This is a genomic window from Priestia sp. FSL P4-0332 (genome assembly GCF_038005845.1).
Taxonomy (GTDB): Bacteria; Bacillota; Bacilli; order Bacillales; family Bacillaceae_H; genus Priestia.
Window position 1 is genome coordinate 4,891,455 of sequence record NZ_JBBOUA010000001.1, and the last position, 17,400, is coordinate 4,908,854.

Below are 17,400 nucleotides of genomic sequence, written 5' to 3' on the forward strand. Positions count from 1 at the left end.
CTTACTGAAACATAAACTTACTTATCGTTTAATGCAACTACGCCTGGAAGTTCTTTACCTTCCATAAACTCTAGTGACGCACCGCCACCTGTAGAAATATGGCTCATTTTATCAGCTAAGTTGAATTTTTCAACAGCTGCTGCAGAGTCTCCTCCGCCGATTACTGAATATGTGTCAGTTGCTTCTGCTAAAGCTTCTGCTACTGCTTTTGTTCCGTTAGCAAATGCATCTAATTCAAATACACCCATTGGTCCATTCCAAATAACTAACTTAGAGTTTTTGATTACGTCAGCATAGATTTCACGCGTTTTCGGTCCTGCGTCTAAGCCTTCCCAATCGCTTGGAATATCTTCAATTGATACAACTTGAATATTAGCATCATTTGAGAAGTCATCTGCTACTACCACGTCCACTGGCATGTAGAAGTTTACTCCGTTTTTCTTAGCTTTTTCCATGAAAGATTTTGCAAGTTCAATCTTGTCTTCTTCAAGAAGTGATTTACCTACTTCATGGCCTAGTGCCTTAATAAATGTGTAAGAAAGTCCTCCACCGATGATTAAGTTATCTACTTTATCAAGCAAGTGGTCAATTACACCGATTTTGTCTTTAACTTTTGCTCCACCAACGATTGCAGTAAATGGACGTTCTGGGTTTGATAATGCTTTTGAAAGCACATCAAGCTCTTTTTCCATTAAGAAACCTGCTACTGCTGGAATATGTTGTGCAATTCCTTCTGTTGAAGCATGCGCACGGTGAGCTGCACCGAATGCATCGTTTACGTACACGTCTGCTAATTCAGCAAATGCTTTTGCTAATTCAGGATCGTTTTTCTCTTCACCTGGGTAAAAACGTACGTTTTCAAGTACTAAAACATCGCCTTCGCTCATACCGTCGATTGTTTTCTTTACTTCTTCGCCAAAAGCTTCGTCAGCTTTTGCAACGTCTTTACCAAGAAGAGCTTGTAAACGTTCTGCAACAGCATTTAGACGTAACTCTTCAACAACTTCGCCTTTTGGACGTCCAAGATGGCTAGCTAAAATTACTTTTGCACCTTGTTCTACTAAATATTGAATAGTAGGAATAGCTGCACGAATACGAGTTTCGTCTGTTACTTTTCCGTCTTTCATTGGTACGTTAAAGTCTACGCGACAAAATACTCGCTTTCCTTTTACATCGATGTCTTTCAACGTTTTTTTGTTCATCGTTAAAAGGCCTCCTTAAGTATTTATGGTACTAAGCAAGTAGGCTTCTATGTAATCATCAATCCACAAACCACCGTACATTTCATTTTATATATTGGCGCCTTTCTATATAAAGTGAAACTCCAGTTAGCTGCTTATGATGCTTTTTCATGTAGAAGCCAATACATAAATCAAGGAAGAGGGGGTATGCCCCTCTCTTCCTTAGCAAGTCTTATTATAGTCGTTCTATTTTCAGATATCCAATAAAAAAGGAAAGTCTAGTCGATTTCTGTCTTATTGAATCAAATAGAAGCGAATTTTAAGTTATTCTTATAGTCCTTTAGCAGCGATGTATTGAGCAAGGTCTACTACACGGTTAGAATATCCGCTCTCGTTATCGTACCAAGAGATAACTTTAACCATGTTACCTTCCATTACCATTGTAGATAATGCATCGATTGTAGAAGAGTTGATGTTACCATTGTAGTCACCAGATACTAGTGGCTCTTCGCTGTAACCAAGGATGCCTTTAAGATCGCCTTCAGCAGCTTCTTTAAGAGCGTTGTTTACATCTTCAACAGTTACTTCTTTGTCAAGTTCAGCAACTAAGTCTACTAAAGAAACGTTTGGAGTTGGAACACGCATAGCTCCACCGTTTAATTTACCTTTTAATTCAGGTAATACTAGAGATACAGCTTTAGCAGCACCAGTTGAAGTTGGGATGATGTTTTCAGCAGCCGCACGAGCACGACGGTAATCTTTATGTGGTAAGTCTAAGATTTGTTGGTCGTTTGTGTAAGAGTGAACTGTTGTCATCATTCCGCGTTTAAGACCGAACTTGTCATTTAACACTTTAGCAAATGGCGCTAAGCAGTTAGTTGTACAAGAAGCGTTTGAAATTACGTTGTGGTTAGCCGCATCGTATTTGTCTTCGTTAACACCCATTACGATTGTGATATCTTCGTCAGATGCTGGAGCAGAGATGATTACTTTTTTAGCTCCTGCTTCTAAGTGTTTCGCAGCGTCAGCGCGTTTTGTGAAGAATCCAGTAGATTCAACAACGATTTCTACGCCTTGTTTGCCCCAAGATAATTGAGCTGGGTCACGTTCAGCAGAGATTTCGATTGTTTTACCGTTTACTACTAAGTTGCTACCATCTACTACTACTTCTGCATCTAATTTTCCGTGTACAGAATCATATTTTAAAAGGTGAGCAAGCATGTTAGCATCTGTTAAGTCGTTGATTGCTACTACTTCAACGTTATCATTTTTTAAAGCTGCGCGGAATACATTACGGCCGATACGACCAAATCCGTTAATACCAATTTTTACTGCCATGGGTATTTCCTCCTTGAATGTAAAAAGTATTTTTTATATGAGGGATTAATTAAAATCCCTTACTAACTCTTTTGCGGCGCCTTCATCTGTAATGAGAATCGAATCATGCGCTTGTTGCATAAACGCTTTAATTGCCTTTGCTTTTGATGAACCTCCTGCAACAGCAATAACACATTTATTGTTCTTTAAATCATCGAGTTGTATGCCAACTGTTTTAACTTTATGAACAACTTCGCCTTGATGATTAAAATAGTATCCAAATGCCTCACCTACAGCATGTCCATTTTTCACTTTTTCTAAGTCAGCCTGTGGTGTTTTACGGCGTTCTGCCATTGTCATAGCGTCTCCTATTCCGTGAACAACCATACCAGCGGACTTGATTAAATGAAGCATGTCTTTAATAGATGGCTCACCGATAATGGATCGGTATGCTTCATCACTAAGCTGATCTGGAACATGAAGCAAGCGATAGTGACTCATGGACTTTTCAGCCATCTTAGCACAAATCGTGTTTGCTTGGTTTTGTACATTTTCACCTAGCCCTCCGCGAGCAGGTACAAAAAGTATATCAGGGTGTTTTGAATCAGGTGTCATCATTTCGGCAACGGCGGCAAGCGTTGTACCACCTGTAACAGCAACGGTATTTTTTTCACCAACAAGGCGCTCCTTGATACACGAAACAGATGCTCGACCCATTTCATTTTTGACCCAAGGAGACTGATCACTATCTCCAGATACAACAACAACTTCTGATAAAGAAAACGCCTCTTTTAATGTTGTTTCCAATAATCGAAGTCCTGAAACTTCCTTCATTACTTCTTCTAATTCAGCTAGAAGTAGTTCTCCCTCGTTTGTAAGCGTCATCCCACTAGGGTAAATGTCAATCAAATCTTGTTCTTTTAAGAATGTTACTTCGCTTCGTAACACACGTTCTGTTAGCCCAAGGCTTACAGCTAAGTTTCTGCGGCCAATCGGCTGCATTAAACGTATGTATTGCAAGATTTGATAGCGCTTTTGCATAACTGAGAGAAGTTCAGGTAATAATTTTCGTTGTACTTCTATTAAAGAACGCATGTTAAAATCCCCTTAAGGCATAAACTCGCTGGACATATTTTGTCCCGTATAGACATATTATGTCCCACCTTGCGCAAAAAAAATTCACCCTGCTACAAAATCTATTCTAACAGGAGTGAATCCTTTATTCAACTCATGTGTTGCCTATTTTTAAAAGTAAGCGTTTTCTTAATGGAATACCTGTTATTTTTCCATATTCCACTTCTTCTCCATCCATTTCTACTACAGGAATCGCAAGGTGATACTTTTCCAGCCACTCATCGTTTTTGTAAATATCTCGTTCAATAAGCTGCAAGGGAAACTCAGACTGCATCTCTGCAAGCAGCTTCTTTGCATCATCGCATAAATGACAGCCATTTTTGGTATACAGTACGACTTCCACATTCTCACTCCTTTACTGCGTCACAAAAAGTTTTCGTTGACTGGATGGTAGAACGTTTAATTGGTCTCTATATTTGGCTACCGTTCTTCTTGAAATAGTAACGTTATAATTGCTTTGCAAGACGTTAGCCAACTGCTGATCTGAAAGCGGACGCTGTTTGTTTTCTTCTGCTACTAGCTTTTTAAGCAGTTCTTTTACGTGAGTTGTAGAAGTCGCTTCGTTGTTGCCCAGTTGAATACTAGTTGAGAAAAAAGATTTCATTGAAAAGGTGCCAAAAGGCGTTTGAATATATTTGTGCCGAGTAGCACGGCTAATCGTTGATTCATGCACAGACGTTTGTTCCGCTACTTCCTTCATTGTTAACGGCTTCAAATACGAAGGACCCTTTTTAAAAAATGCTTCTTGTTCAACGAGTAAGGTATTCATTAATGCGTTTAATGTATCTTTGCGTGTGTGTAAACTTTTCATAATCCATTGGAATTCACGATATTTCTCTTGCAAATAAGAAAACATTTCTTGGTTCTGCCTATTTTTCAGCTGAAGTTTGTATTGTTCATTCACTGAAAGTCGAGGTTCCAAATCCTCATTTGCATAAGCAACGACATTTCCATCTTCAATTTTCACAATAAAATCCGGTACAATGAATCGTTCATTGGACTTCATATAAAACGATCCAGGACGAGGATTTAATTTCTTAATCTGTTCATGTAATTGTTGAAGAGCTTCAAGTGAGATTTGACATAACTTTGAGATTTTCATCCATTTTTTATACGCAAATTCCTCAAAGTGATGTGTCAAAATTTGCTCTATTTTTTCTGTCCATTGATTATTCCTTTTTAATTGAAGCATTAAGCACTCTTGTAAACTTCTTGCCCCTACTCCTGCCGGGTCCATCTGCTGCACAAGCTGGAGAGCCTTTTCAACCTGCTCTTGACCTTGGCCAAGCTGGTTAGCAAGTATGATTAACTCATCGTGCAAATAGCCAGCATCATCCAGACTATGAATAACAAACTCAACGGCTGCCTGCTCACATTCATCTAATTTTAACAATGCGGATTGATTCATTAAATGTTCGTACAGCGTTTCTTTAGGAGCTGGTATACTGCTCATATAATCTGTTGAATCAGAAGTTGCATGATTTTTTTGATTGTGAGATGTATAGACGGGCAGCTCTGAAAAATCTATAAGCGGATTTTGAAGCGCCTGCTCATGTAAAAACGCTACAATATCCATCGATGAATATTGTAAAAGAGAAATAGCTTGTGATAATTCTTTTGACATCGTCAGCTTTAACGACTGCTGCTGAAATAATCCAATCTCCATTATTTCTCCCCTCCCCTTCATCTATTTTACTATAAAAACGCTTTCAAAGAGCATGTAACTATTTTTTATATGTAATTTTTTCATCAAAAAATCTCCGTCAACCTTTGTTAACGAAGCGGTTCATCCTATTTTTAATTACTAACCATCAAAAAAGTAATAGAGTTATGCACCTTTATAACTTTTCATTATAATTCGCACCAACCACATGATCCGAGTAATAATCCGACATGACGTTTTCTTCGTCATGTCGAATTTTCTGCATGTGTATAATATATAGAAAAATTACTTATTGAATGGTTTGTGCCATTTGCATAAACTTGTCCAAGTTTTCTTCGTCATTTTTCGTGAAGATGGTTAGCTTCATTGGTTTCTTTCCTTTAACCAACACAGCGTTTACCGTATGATCGCCAGATGTGGCTTCATACCAAACAGAATCTTTGAAGATTCCAGTCTCTTCAAGATTCTTTTTCTCTGCTGCATTTTTATTAACTGCTGTTGCCGTTTGTTTAACAGATTGAGCAGCGTCGTCCATCGATGCTTTTGATGAAAGCATTTCGATACGCATAAATTGAGAATCATCTGAAGTTAATACTAACGCATCTTTTCCTGGTTCTTCACCCGTTAGTTTATAACCGTCCATTACTTGAATAGAATAATCTTGTTCTGGGCTTTTTGTTAGTTTTGTTTCTGAAGAAAACGTTGACTGTTCATCATCCGCTGTTTCGCTAGTTGATGATTGACTTCCTGAAGGTTTGGCTGAGACCTTGGAAGAATCCGCATCTTTTTTCGAATCTTCTTTTGCAGCGCCTGATGTTTGATCAGATTTAGAAGCTGTGTCCTGCTGAACATTTTCTGCTTGATCATTAGACTTCGGCTGAGCAGAATCTTCGTTCGTCCCGCATGCAGACAGCAATAGTGCTACCGATGCACTGACAATGAAAAGTTTGTTCATATATTTCATATTTATTCCTCCTCCGTGTTTCTTTTCCTTATATACTGTTTTATAGTATTCTGACAAATTCCGCAACCGGTACAATGGAATTAATTTCTTGCTTCCTTACGCGTATAAAGGGTTATAGGAGGAAAATAAATATTATTTTTTGAGAAGATGAGCCTTTTTACTCAAAATAAAAAACGTTGCGTAAAACGCAACGTTTTAAGACGCCCTCGACAGGATTCGAACCCACCCTAAGAGAACCGGAATCTCTTGTGCTATCCACTACACTACGAGGGCATATTTGTCACAACTTCCATTATAGGAGAGAAAACTTCTCTTTTCAATAGAATACTACGTTTATTTTTTTTAGAAGGGGGAAAAATTTTAATAATGTCAAAGAGGAATACATAGTCTTTTAAGCGAATATGTGTAGTAGAGGTTCTTTTGTTTGACCTTTATTGACCATACGTGTATTATAGGTACATAACAAATTATTCTTGTTAAGGAGGAATTTAATATGAACTTAATTCCTACAGTTATTGAACAAACAAACCGTGGTGAACGTGCTTATGACATTTATTCACGTTTATTAAAAGACCGCATTATTATTTTAGGTAGTGCTATTGACGATAATGTAGCTAACTCAATCGTTTCTCAGCTTCTATTCTTAGCTGCTGAAGACCCAGAAAAAGATATCTCACTTTATATCAACAGTCCAGGTGGCTCTATTACAGCTGGAATGGCTATCTACGATACGATGCAATTCATTAAGCCAAAAGTTTCTACAATTTGTATCGGTATGGCTGCATCAATGGGTGCTTTCTTACTGGCTGCTGGTGAAAAGGGCAAACGTTTTGCTCTTCCAAACAGCGAAGTAATGATTCATCAACCTCTTGGTGGTGCTCAAGGACAAGCTACTGAAATCGAAATTGCGGCAAAACGTATTCTATTCTTACGCGAAAAACTAAATTCAATTTTAGCTGAGCGTACAGGTCAACCGTTAGAAGTGCTACAACGTGATACAGATCGTGATAATTTCATGACTGCTGAACGCGCTTTAGAATACGGTCTAATTGACAAAGTATTAGAAAACGACCCTAAATAAGAAAAAAGCCTTTCCCACTTTGGGAAAGGCTTTTTTATGCATCGTTCTCTACGTAAGCTACTAACGCATCCATTGCTTCTTTTTCATCTACCCCTTCAACAATGAGCGTAATAAGAGACCCATTATTAATCGCTAAGCTCATTAACCCCATGATACTTTTAGCGTTGACTACTTTCTCATCTTTCTTCAAGTACACATCAGATGTAAAACGAGTTGCTTCTTGCACAAATAGTGCCGCAACACGAGCCTGTAATCCCGTTTTTAATTTTACTTCTACTTGTTTTTCCATGATAAAATCCTCCCCCTTGCAATTCCCCTTATGTGACTGGCTGACCGGCGCGAAGCTTGTCTGCTATTTGGTCAATTTTACGCAACCGATGGTTAATGCCCGATTTGCTAATTTGACCTCCAGATACCATCTCACCAAGCTCCTTTAACGTAACGTCTTGGTATTCCACACGCAAACGAGCAATTTCTCTTAGCTTTTCTGGTAAGATGTCTAATCCAGCTGTTTCATCAATATAACGAATGTTTTCCACTTGACGAATAGCCGCTCCGATCGTTTTATTTAAGTTAGCTGTTTCACAATTAACTAAGCGATTAACGGAATTTCGCATATCTCGGACGATTCTTACATCCTCAAACCGTAACAGAGCGTTATGGGCTCCAATGATATTTAGAAACTCCGTAATTTTTTCAGCTTCTTTCAAATAGTTAATATAGCCTTTTTTCCGTTCTAATGTTTTACTATTCAATTGAAATTCGTTCATTAAATTGCATAAAGCTTCGTTGTGCTCTTCATACAATGAAAAGATTTCAAGATGGTACGATGATGTCTCTGGGTTATTAATAGAACCGCCGGCTAAAAATGCGCCTCTTAAGTAGGATCGCTTACAGCATTTTTTTTGTACTAGCTCTGCTGAAATACGATGTGTAAACGTGAATCCTTCTTCTACAATTTTTAAGTCTTCCAAAAGCATTCTCGTTTTCTCTACTAATCGAACAATATACACATTGTTTTTTTTCAACCGCATTTTCTTACGCACAAGCAGTTCTACTGAAACATCATAATTTTTCTTAAGCAGGACATAAATGCGCCGAGCAATCGCTGCGTTTTCTGTTTGAACATCAACCGTGAATTTTTTATTCGAAAAAGAAAGTGAACCATTCATTCGAATTAATGCAGAAAGCTCTGCTTTTGCACAGCAATCTTTGACTTCTAAATTCGTTAACTCTTTTTTTGTTTCTGATGCAAATGACATAACTTCACCTCCAATCTACATACGGAAATAGTGTTAAACACCCGTATTCGTTTTACCTTGCAGCGATGTCAGCATAGAATACACAAGCTTTGCTACTTTTTTTGTATCATGCCTAATTACGCTGCCGTCATACTGAATAATTTGATCTTCAATCACTTCTAACCCTAATTTTAGCAATACTTCACGATCATATTCTACAGGCTGAGCCTGCTCTACTTGGTATTTCTTTTTCAAAGGTGCTGGAATAGGTGCATTATTGACGATAATCGCATCTAAAAATGCACAAGGCATATGATTGTAAAGCGCTTTAATATGATCACTTGCCTTAAAGCCCAATGTCTCACCCGGCTGCGTCATCACGTTGCATACGTACACTTTCTTTGCTTTTGTCGAACAAAGCTCGTTACAAATATCCTGCACCAGTAAATTCGGCAAAATACTTGTATAAAGACTTCCGGGCCCCAACACAATTAAATCAGCTCGTCGAATCGCTTTTATTGTCTCGACAAGCGGTTTCACATCGGCGGGCGATAAAAATACTTTATTAATTTTTTTATTAACTTCTGGAATTTTAGATTCACCTGTTACGATGGATCCATCTTGCATCTCCGCATGCAGCACAACACTTTGATTAGCTGCTGGAAGTACTTTCCCTCTGACGTTTAGTACTTTGCTCATTTCTCGTATAGCATGCACAAAATCGCCAGTAATAGACGTCATAGCTGCAAGCAACAAATTGCCAAGAGAATGGCCTGTAAGCTCATTTCCTGTATCAAATCGATGCTGAAAAAGCTCTTCAACTAGTGGCTCTACATCAGATAAAGCAACTAGCACATTTCGAATATCACCAGGAGCAGGGATTTCAAGTTCATCGCGCAATCGGCCAGAACTTCCCCCGTCGTCTGCTACGGTTACGATGGCTGTAAGATCAAGAGGGTATTCCTTCAACCCTCTTAACAGCACTGGTAAACCCGTTCCTCCCCCAATGACGACAACTTTTGGAAGCTGTTCACTGCTCATCTATGATTTTCCTTTCTCCTCTCAATGTCACGATGAGAAATATGAGTTTTGTATTCATTCTGGAAATGGTGACCTAAATATTCAGCTAATGTGACGGAGCGATGCTGTCCGCCTGTGCATCCTATAGCAATGACCAGCTGGCTTTTACCTTCTCGCTTGTACTGTGGAAGCATAAACGAAAGTAAGTCTACTACTTTTTCAATGAACTTTTGAGTTTCCGTCCATTTTAATACGTAAGAAGAAACCTCTTCTTCAAGCCCTGTTTTAGGACGCATATGGTCAATGTAGTGAGGGTTTGGCAAAAAGCGCACATCAAAGACTAAATCAGCGTCAATAGGTACACCATATTTAAAACCAAACGACATCACATTAACAGTAAAAACCTGTGAAGCGTGCGACGAAAACTGAGTTAAAATCTTTTCTCTAAGCTCTCTTGGTTTTAACTCTGACGTCTCATAAATAAGCTGAGCTCTTCCCTTTAACTCCTCAAGAAGCTCACGTTCCATACCAATTCCTTCTAAAGGTAAACCCGAAGGAGCTAGCGGATGTGAACGTCTCGTTTCTTTATAGCGCGTCACCAATACAGAATCTTTTGCATCTAAAAATAAAATTTGTGGCGTGACCCACGTTGTTTCACTCATGTTATCTAATGCTTCAAACAGGCTTTCAAAAAACTCTCTGCCTCGCAAGTCCATAACAAGAGCAACTTTATTCATTTTATTCCCTGACTCTTTCATGAGTTCTAAAAATTTCGGTAGCAATGTAGGGGGTAAATTATCTACACAAAAGAACCCTAAATCTTCAAAACTCTGAATTGCTACTGTTTTTCCTGCACCTGACATTCCAGTAATAATCACTAATTGAATATCGCTTACAGACCCAGTACTCATTTTCCATCCCCCTCAATCTATGCATACATGTCTATTTATCATTAACAAGGATCAATTCGATAAGATAATAACTCGAAATCCGTTGTATACGTAAAGTTGCCATAAATAACACCCGACCCTTTTGCTACATAATCGATAATGTGATGATCTCCCGGTGCCATCGGCAATTCACTTACTTCACTCAAATTATGCCAACCGAGTTTGCCTTCTTCTGATTCTAGCACATTTGTCCCATCAAAATCTGTAGCAAAAAAAGTAAACATCATCCATTCAGATGAAATTTGATCGTTTTCTTTCATCGTAAAAGTAAAGATACCTTTTACAGTGGGATTTTTCAAATAAATTCCCGTTTCTTCACGAAATTCTCTCACAACAGAGTCTTTTACAGATTCTCCTTGCTCCATTTTCCCACCCGGGGCCACCCACCAGTTTCTTCGTGGCTTTTGAAGCAACAATACTTTATCGTCTTTCATTAATACACAATTTGTGACCCTTTGCATGTTTTCCACCTCATCATATGTATACTGACATTTTCTTTTATTATACTACGAAACAAACTTCTCTCACAACGGAGATGAACTAACTATTACTAAATTTTCTGAAAATAATCTATTGCTGTTATATACGGAAATTCAATCTGTTATAGTCACAAAAAAGAGGCATAGGAACACGTCCTATGCCCGACATACATATATTTTATAAAAGGGGGTCAATTACTATCTATATAGTACCCCATCAATGTTTCACAGGTGTTACAGAACAGTTAAAACCGAATTACGTTTTGTAAAAGATTGATTTCAGCCTTATTGCTGAATAGCTTTTAACTTTTCTTTTAACTCTTCTACATAGTGCTGAGCCGCTTGAGCAGCAATGCTGCCATCACCTGTAGCTGTTACAATTTGACGAAGAGCCTTTTCACGAACGTCTCCAGCTGCGAACACACCTGGTACTTTTGTTTCCATTTGCTCGTTCGTTTCAATATATCCTTCTTTATTCGTGATGTTTAGGCTTTCGAATGGTTTTGTTAGTGGAACCATTCCAACATAAATGAATACGCCGTCCGCACCGAACTCGCGCTCTTCACCTGTTTTTGTGTCTACTAACGTTACGCTGCCTACTTTACCGTCTTTTTCATTTACTTCTTTGACCGTTGTATTCCAAATAAAATCAACTTTTTCGTTGTCAAATGCACGCTGCTGTAGGATTTTCTGCGCGCGAAGCTCATCGCGTCGGTGAATAATTGTTACTTTTGTTGCGAAGCGTGTTAAATATACGCCTTCTTCAACCGCAGAGTCTCCACCGCCTACAACGACTAGCTCTTTACCTTTAAAAAATGCGCCGTCACATACAGCACAATAAGATACGCCGCGGCCGCCTAGTTCTTTTTCTCCTGGCGCGCCTAATTTTTTATATTCTGCACCAGTAGCAACGATTACTGAACGTGTTTTATATTCTTTGCTGCCTGCACGAACTGTCTTGTATTCTTCTCCGTCGATGATTTCTTTAATATCACCGTACGCATATTCCGCACCGAATTTTTTTGCATGCTCAAACATTTTGTTAGAAAGGTCAGGGCCAAGGATATGATCATAACCTGGATAGTTTTCTACATCTTCTGTATTAGCCATTTGACCGCCTGGAATTCCGCGTTCAATCATTAGTGTTGATAAATCTGCACGAGATGTATATACAGCAGCAGTCATACCTGCTGGACCTGCCCCAATAATAATGACATCATAAATTTTTTCTTCTGTCATTGCTTTACACTCCTTTTAGGAAATTCCTTCGTAGTTGATTCCAAATTTATGGATAATTATTTCGTTACCACTATCCTAATATGTTCTTCCTATTACCGTCTATTTTTTTGCTCAATTTAATAACGTATTCACAATTTTACTGTACTTTCTAACTGTTGCAGCGGAAATGGAATATTGTTTTGCCGCATCGGCTTGAGTAATAGCCTGCCTTTTTTCTTTCGCCCATATATATGTGACGGCTGCGGCCCATGCATTTACGTTCACATGCTGAAAATCATAGGATTGTTTATATACCTGTACGTATACATAAAACCAAAAGCTTAAAAGATCCTGGGTATCACTTTCATTCTGCGATTCCATCTCCAGTTCAATAACATCTGCCACCTCAAAAATCACATGTTGTTTATCCTGCCATACATACGTATATACTTCATCCAAAAGTGTACTCATATGTATGGACGACTTGATTTCTTCTAAAAGAAGCAGACGCTGCTGTTCAGGAAGCTTTTTTGCCATATACAAGCTGTAAAGCTGATCGTGAACATTTTTTGTTGCACACTTCTTTTTCGCTGTAACATCCACTTTCGATTGAAAAACCTTCGCAGCTTTTTGACTGATGCGCCAAGGCTCCTCTCCTTCTTTATCAGGAACGTCTTCCAATGCCAGCTTCCACATTTCTTTAGCGAACGCTTCACGTCCGGTATAGTAAGAGGCATATGAGAGCCAATAATGAAATGAGTTGTCTCCTTGAAATCCTTGTGTATAAAGCTTTTTTAACCATCTGTATGATAGTTTGTATTGACCAATCAATGCAAATGTTGCTCCAAGCTTATAGCGGTGTTCAAATGACATTGGATAAACGCGGCTAAGCCCGTCTGTAAGCTCCTCAACTTCTTTATGCTTATGGCAATAATAATAGAAAATCAGCTGATTGCATAACGCATGAAGATTTCCAGGGTTTTTCTCCAATACTTCATTCAGCAAATCCATTGCCTCATCAATTTTATTTAAATAAAAATAAGCTAACGCTAAATTATTATATGCAGACCAGAATTCTGGATACTCATCAATTATTTCAGTTAACAAATCCACTGCTTCTTCAAAATTCGTTGCTTCAAGCAGTCGTTTTGCTTGTTCTTGTTTTATAATCAGCATGTCGCCTAGCTGATTTTTAGGCTCTTCATCTTCTTCATCCACATCAATTGATAGTAAATCTAACAGATCTGTAGCCGATCGAAAGAGGTCACCATTTGGAAAATGCTCAATGTAATACATCGCGTATTTTTTTGATTCTTCAAACAGTCCAAGATGCGCATAGCTGTTGGCTATATAGTAGTAACAGCTTCCTAATTTATCGTCCATATGATGAATCACATGGAGAAAAAGCTCGTTGGCATCTTGATAATCTCCCTGCTCCGTTAAAGCTACTCCAACGTTTGTAAGAAGCTGTGGATTACGGGCATTCTCTTTGTTTGCACGCGTTAAATACTTGAGCGCTTTATCCGACTCCTCTTCTTCAAACGCCTGCAGCGCTTTTTCGAAATAGAAGTCACCCGTTTGCGAAAATGGAATTACTTGTGCCATTTTTTGAATTACTTTTGAGTGTTTTTCCATTAAGCCCTCCAAATAAGTTGATAATTTCGACGTTCGTAGTATATCACATTTGCCAAGAAGTTTAATACCTCTATTCAAAAAAGGAGCCTGTAAGCAGTCGTTTCTTGACACAAATAAGAGAAGGTTTTGCCTCTTTTATCTAAAATGAGACAACTCCTTCTCTCCTTTCACTATGTAGCTATTAGCTAGAGTGACGCTCCTTTAATACTGATAGGACATCGTCTAAAGGCAGCTTTTGCTCACGAAGTAAAACAAGTACGTGGTACAATAAATCTGCAACTTCCCACTTCAGCTCATCATGGTCACGATTTTTTGCTGCAATAATCACTTCACCAGCTTCTTCTCCTACTTTTTTGAGGATTTTATCTACGCCTTTATCGAATAAGTACGTCGTATAAGCTCCTTCTGGCATTTCAGCTTCACGCTTAGCGATTACTTCTTCTAGCTCATTAATAATAGCAAACCGATTATCGTTTTGTTTATTTTCGCCAAGAATTGTTTCATTAAAGCAGCTGTAAGCGCCCGTATGACAAGCAGGACCTTGAGGCTCCACTTTTACAACAAGAGAATCGGCATCACAGTCATATGCCATGCTCACAATTTTTTGTGTGTTTCCAGAGGTTGCGCCCTTGTGCCACAACTCTTGTCGAGAACGGCTGTAAAACCATGTTTCACGTGTATCAATTGATTTTTGAAGTGATTCTTCGTTCATATAAGCCAATGTTAAAACTTCTTTGCTCACAGCATCTTGTACAATAGCTGGCACAAGTCCATCACTGTTGAATTTAATGTTTTCAATCGTCATCGAATGCTCACTCCTTGTTGTTTTGCATAGCTTTTAATTTCTTTTACAGATGTTTCTTTATAGTGAAAGATCGAAGCCGCCAAAGCCGCGTCAGCTTCCCCTTTCTCAAACGCATCGACAAAATCTTGACCATTTCCTGCGCCGCCAGAAGCAATAACAGGAACGCTCACCGCTTGGCTGACTGCTTTGGTTAATGCTAAATCAAACCCTGACTTTTCACCGTCTTTATCCATACTCGTTAACAAGATCTCACCCGCACCGCGCTTCACTGCTTCTCTTGCCCAGTCGATTACTTCCCAGTTCGTTGCGTTGCGGCCTCCGTGTGTATAGACTCGCCATGATTGTAAGCTTTCATCGTACTTAGCATCGATGGCTACTACAATACACTGAGCTCCAAAAAAATCGGACCCTTCTGTAATCAGTGTTGGATTGAGTACGGCCGCTGTATTTAATGACACTTTGTCTGCACCAGCACGAAGCATTCTTTTCATATCTTCTAATGCATTAATTCCTCCGCCCACCGTAAAAGGAATCGCTAGCTGAGATGCTACTTCTTCTACAACATGTACCATCGTTTTGCGTCCTTCATGAGAAGCAGAAATGTCTAAAAAGACTAATTCGTCTGCGCCTTCTTCATCGTAAAATTTCGCCAACTCTACAGGATCTCCTGCATCTCGAAGTTCCACAAACTGAACTCCTTTTACCACACGGCCGTCCTTTACATCTAAACAAGGAATGATTCGTTTTGTAATCATTACGCTTTCACCTCTTGAAGTGCTTCAGCTACTGTAAACTTATTTGTATAAAGTGCTTTCCCTACAATCGCACCAATAACGCCGTCAGCTTCATATTTCTTTAGCGCATCTAGATCAGCAAGTTTACTAACTCCCCCTGATGCAATCACACCTTTTCCAGTAGCCTTAGCCATTTCAACAATTCCTTCCACATTAGGACCAGACAGCATACCATCAGTAGAAATATCCGTGAAAATAAATGTTTCCGCACCAGCATTAGCCAATTCTTTTCCTAGTTCTGTCGCTTTGATTGTAGATGTTTCCACCCAGCCTTCCGTTGCAACATAGCCATCACGTGCATCAATACCAATAGCAATACGCGCACCATATTCCTTCAGCATTTTTTTCACAAATTCAGGATTAGAAATAGCTGCACTTCCTAAAATAACGCGGTCAATTCCGTTTTCTAAATAGTAAGCAACGTCAGCTTCTGAGCGAATGCCTCCTCCAATTTGCACACGTACATCTAATTTCTTTTTCACGCCTAGCACAAATTCATCATTCACACGCTTGGCCGCTTTTGCACCGTCCAGATCAACCATGTGAATCCACTGAGCGCCTTCACTTGCGAATTGTGTGGCCATATCTACCGGAGAATCTCCGTACACTGTTTCTTTTGTGTAATCTCCTTGAAGCAAACGGACGCACTTTCCTCCGCGCATATCAATGGCTGGATATATTTCAAATTTGCTCATACGATGGGCTCCTTTTCTCTAAGAAGTTTGCATAATTTTGCAGCATTTGCATTCCGATTGCACTGCTTTTTTCAGGGTGGAATTGAGTGCCAAATACGTGTTCTTTTCCAACAACTGCTGGAACTTCAACATCGTAAGGACTTGTTGCTAAAAGCACGTCTTGATCATTTGTTTTTACGTAATAAGAGTGAACAAAGTACACGTGACCTTCACTGATTCCATCAAGCAGAGCAGACTGCTGATGAAAATCTAAAGAGTTCCAGCCCATATGCGGAACTTTATATGTCTGTCCTTCGGCAGTAATGCCGGGAATACGCTCCACTCTCCCTTTTAACAGTTCCAGTCCTTTTGTTACGCCGTTCTCATCGCTTTCTTCAAATAAAAGCTGCATACCTAAACAAATTCCAAGTAAAGGCATTCCTTTTGCTACTTCTTCTTTAATAAAGTCCGTCAGCTTTGTTTGATTCAGCTGTTCCATCGCATCTTTGAATGCTCCAACTCCAGGAAGAATCAGCCCTTTTGCCTTTCTTAGTTCTGCAGGATCTGCGGAGATAATATAGTCATAGTTTAATCGTTCAAGAGCTTTACTTACGCTGTATAAGTTGCCCATCCCATAGTCGATAATGCCAATCATTTACAACATCCCTTTCGTCGAAGGCACACCTTTGACACGCGGATCAATCGTTGTCGCTTCGTCCAAAGCACGTGCTAATGCCTTAAATACCGCTTCAATAATGTGGTGTGTATTTTTACCGTAGTGTACAATTACATGTACATTCATGCGAGATTCTAATGCAAATTTCCATAAAAATTCATACACAAGCTCTGTATCAAATGTACCGACGCGCGACGCGGGAATGTCACCTTTAAATTCAAAATGAGGACGATTGCTTAAATCCACTACGACTTGAGCCAAAGCGTCATCCATTGGTACAAAAGCATTTCCATAGCGTTTAATTCCTTTTTTATCACCGAGCGCTTCTTTGAACGTTTGACCAAGGCAAATACCGATATCTTCCGTTGTATGGTGATCATCAATCTCCGTGTCTCCATCTGCTTTTACATCAAGGTTAAACTGTCCGTGTTTTGTAAATAAATCGAGCATATGATTTAAAAAAGGAACGCCTGTATCAATGTTCGCTTTTCCTTCTCCATCGATTCCAATGGCTAATGCAATATCCGTTTCGTTTGTTGTACGTTTAATACTTGACTCTCTCATTGTG

19 protein-coding genes and 1 tRNA gene are annotated in these 17,400 nt (G+C 39.1%); 1 reads left to right on the forward strand and 19 read right to left on the reverse strand.

Annotated features, from left to right (window positions below):
• Window positions 1-17: 17 nt before the first annotated feature.
• The 7 genes from MKY06_RS25705 to MKY06_RS25735 all read right to left on the reverse strand — a co-directional run bounded on the left by MKY06_RS25705 (window position 18) and on the right by MKY06_RS25735 (window position 6,532).
• The gene (locus MKY06_RS25705; RefSeq protein ID WP_013059701.1) at window positions 18-1,202 is read right to left on the reverse strand and encodes a phosphoglycerate kinase; all 1,185 of its coding nucleotides are present in this window, start codon (window positions 1,200-1,202) and stop codon (window positions 18-20) included.
• Window positions 1,203-1,511: 309 nt separating this feature from the next.
• On the reverse strand, window positions 1,512-2,519 hold the full coding sequence (gene gap / locus MKY06_RS25710) for a type I glyceraldehyde-3-phosphate dehydrogenase (RefSeq protein WP_013059702.1): 1,008 nt from the start codon (window positions 2,517-2,519) through the stop codon (window positions 1,512-1,514).
• A gap of 45 nt (window positions 2,520-2,564) precedes the next feature.
• Entirely contained in the window at window positions 2,565-3,593 is a 1,029-nt protein-coding gene (locus tag MKY06_RS25715) for a sugar-binding transcriptional regulator (protein ID WP_013059703.1), read from the reverse strand.
• A gap of 133 nt (window positions 3,594-3,726) precedes the next feature.
• Window positions 3,727-3,975 (reverse strand): glutaredoxin family protein, encoded by a 249-nt coding sequence (locus MKY06_RS25720; RefSeq protein ID WP_025601476.1) that lies wholly within the window; start codon window positions 3,973-3,975, stop codon window positions 3,727-3,729.
• A gap of 12 nt (window positions 3,976-3,987) precedes the next feature.
• Window positions 3,988-5,298: an RNA polymerase factor sigma-54 gene (rpoN, locus tag MKY06_RS25725; RefSeq protein WP_013059705.1), complete on the reverse strand. Its 1,311-nt coding sequence runs from the start codon at window positions 5,296-5,298 to the stop codon at window positions 3,988-3,990.
• Between the two features lie 286 nt (window positions 5,299-5,584).
• Window positions 5,585-6,259: a hypothetical protein gene (locus tag MKY06_RS25730; protein WP_025601472.1), complete on the reverse strand. Its 675-nt coding sequence runs from the start codon at window positions 6,257-6,259 to the stop codon at window positions 5,585-5,587.
• 201 nt (window positions 6,260-6,460) lie between these two features.
• Window positions 6,461-6,532, reverse strand: a tRNA-Arg gene (locus MKY06_RS25735).
• 220 nt (window positions 6,533-6,752) lie between these two features.
• On the opposite strand from MKY06_RS25735, the gene clpP reads away from it, so the two are divergent.
• Entirely contained in the window at window positions 6,753-7,340 is a 588-nt protein-coding gene (gene clpP / locus MKY06_RS25740; RefSeq protein ID WP_013059707.1) for an ATP-dependent Clp endopeptidase proteolytic subunit ClpP, read from the forward strand.
• 34 nt (window positions 7,341-7,374) lie between these two features.
• On the opposite strand, the gene MKY06_RS25745 is transcribed toward clpP, so the two are convergent.
• The 12 genes from MKY06_RS25745 to hisB all read right to left on the reverse strand — a co-directional run bounded on the left by MKY06_RS25745 (window position 7,375) and on the right by hisB (window position 17,396).
• Window positions 7,375-7,629 carry an HPr family phosphocarrier protein gene (locus MKY06_RS25745; RefSeq protein WP_013059708.1) on the reverse strand — a complete coding sequence of 85 codons (255 nt, stop codon included), beginning with the start codon at window positions 7,627-7,629 and terminating at the stop codon, window positions 7,375-7,377.
• 28 nt (window positions 7,630-7,657) lie between these two features.
• On the reverse strand, window positions 7,658-8,602 hold the full coding sequence (gene whiA / locus MKY06_RS25750) for a DNA-binding protein WhiA (protein ID WP_013059709.1): 945 nt from the start codon (window positions 8,600-8,602) through the stop codon (window positions 7,658-7,660).
• A 33-nt stretch (window positions 8,603-8,635) separates the two neighbouring features.
• Complete coding sequence (locus MKY06_RS25755) at window positions 8,636-9,622, reverse strand: gluconeogenesis factor YvcK family protein (RefSeq protein ID WP_013059710.1); 987 nt, start codon at window positions 9,620-9,622, stop codon at window positions 8,636-8,638.
• A complete protein-coding gene (rapZ, locus tag MKY06_RS25760) occupies window positions 9,619-10,512 on the reverse strand; it encodes an RNase adapter RapZ (protein ID WP_013059711.1) in 894 nt (297 codons plus the stop codon). The genes MKY06_RS25755 and rapZ overlap by 4 nt, the downstream gene beginning before the upstream one ends.
• Before the next feature lie 41 nt (window positions 10,513-10,553).
• On the reverse strand, window positions 10,554-11,012 hold the full coding sequence (locus tag MKY06_RS25765; protein WP_013059712.1) for an 8-oxo-dGTP diphosphatase: 459 nt from the start codon (window positions 11,010-11,012) through the stop codon (window positions 10,554-10,556).
• A gap of 303 nt (window positions 11,013-11,315) precedes the next feature.
• Window positions 11,316-12,269: a thioredoxin-disulfide reductase gene (gene trxB, locus MKY06_RS25770; RefSeq protein WP_013059713.1), complete on the reverse strand. Its 954-nt coding sequence runs from the start codon at window positions 12,267-12,269 to the stop codon at window positions 11,316-11,318.
• A gap of 111 nt (window positions 12,270-12,380) precedes the next feature.
• Complete coding sequence (locus MKY06_RS25775; protein WP_025601653.1) at window positions 12,381-13,883, reverse strand: tetratricopeptide repeat protein; 1,503 nt, start codon at window positions 13,881-13,883, stop codon at window positions 12,381-12,383.
• A gap of 181 nt (window positions 13,884-14,064) precedes the next feature.
• Complete coding sequence (gene hisIE, locus MKY06_RS25780) at window positions 14,065-14,688, reverse strand: bifunctional phosphoribosyl-AMP cyclohydrolase/phosphoribosyl-ATP diphosphatase HisIE (RefSeq protein WP_013059715.1); 624 nt, start codon at window positions 14,686-14,688, stop codon at window positions 14,065-14,067.
• Entirely contained in the window at window positions 14,685-15,443 is a 759-nt protein-coding gene (gene hisF / locus MKY06_RS25785) for an imidazole glycerol phosphate synthase subunit HisF (protein ID WP_013059716.1), read from the reverse strand. The genes hisIE and hisF overlap by 4 nt, the downstream gene beginning before the upstream one ends.
• On the reverse strand, window positions 15,443-16,177 hold the full coding sequence (hisA, locus tag MKY06_RS25790) for a 1-(5-phosphoribosyl)-5-[(5-phosphoribosylamino)methylideneamino]imidazole-4-carboxamide isomerase (protein ID WP_013059717.1): 735 nt from the start codon (window positions 16,175-16,177) through the stop codon (window positions 15,443-15,445). Before hisA ends, hisF begins: the two co-directional genes overlap by 1 nt.
• The gene (gene hisH, locus MKY06_RS25795) at window positions 16,164-16,811 is read right to left on the reverse strand and encodes an imidazole glycerol phosphate synthase subunit HisH (protein WP_013059718.1); all 648 of its coding nucleotides are present in this window, start codon (window positions 16,809-16,811) and stop codon (window positions 16,164-16,166) included. Before hisH ends, hisA begins: the two co-directional genes overlap by 14 nt.
• The gene (gene hisB, locus MKY06_RS25800; protein ID WP_013059719.1) at window positions 16,812-17,396 is read right to left on the reverse strand and encodes an imidazoleglycerol-phosphate dehydratase HisB; all 585 of its coding nucleotides are present in this window, start codon (window positions 17,394-17,396) and stop codon (window positions 16,812-16,814) included.
• Window positions 17,397-17,400: the final 4 nt, after the last annotated feature.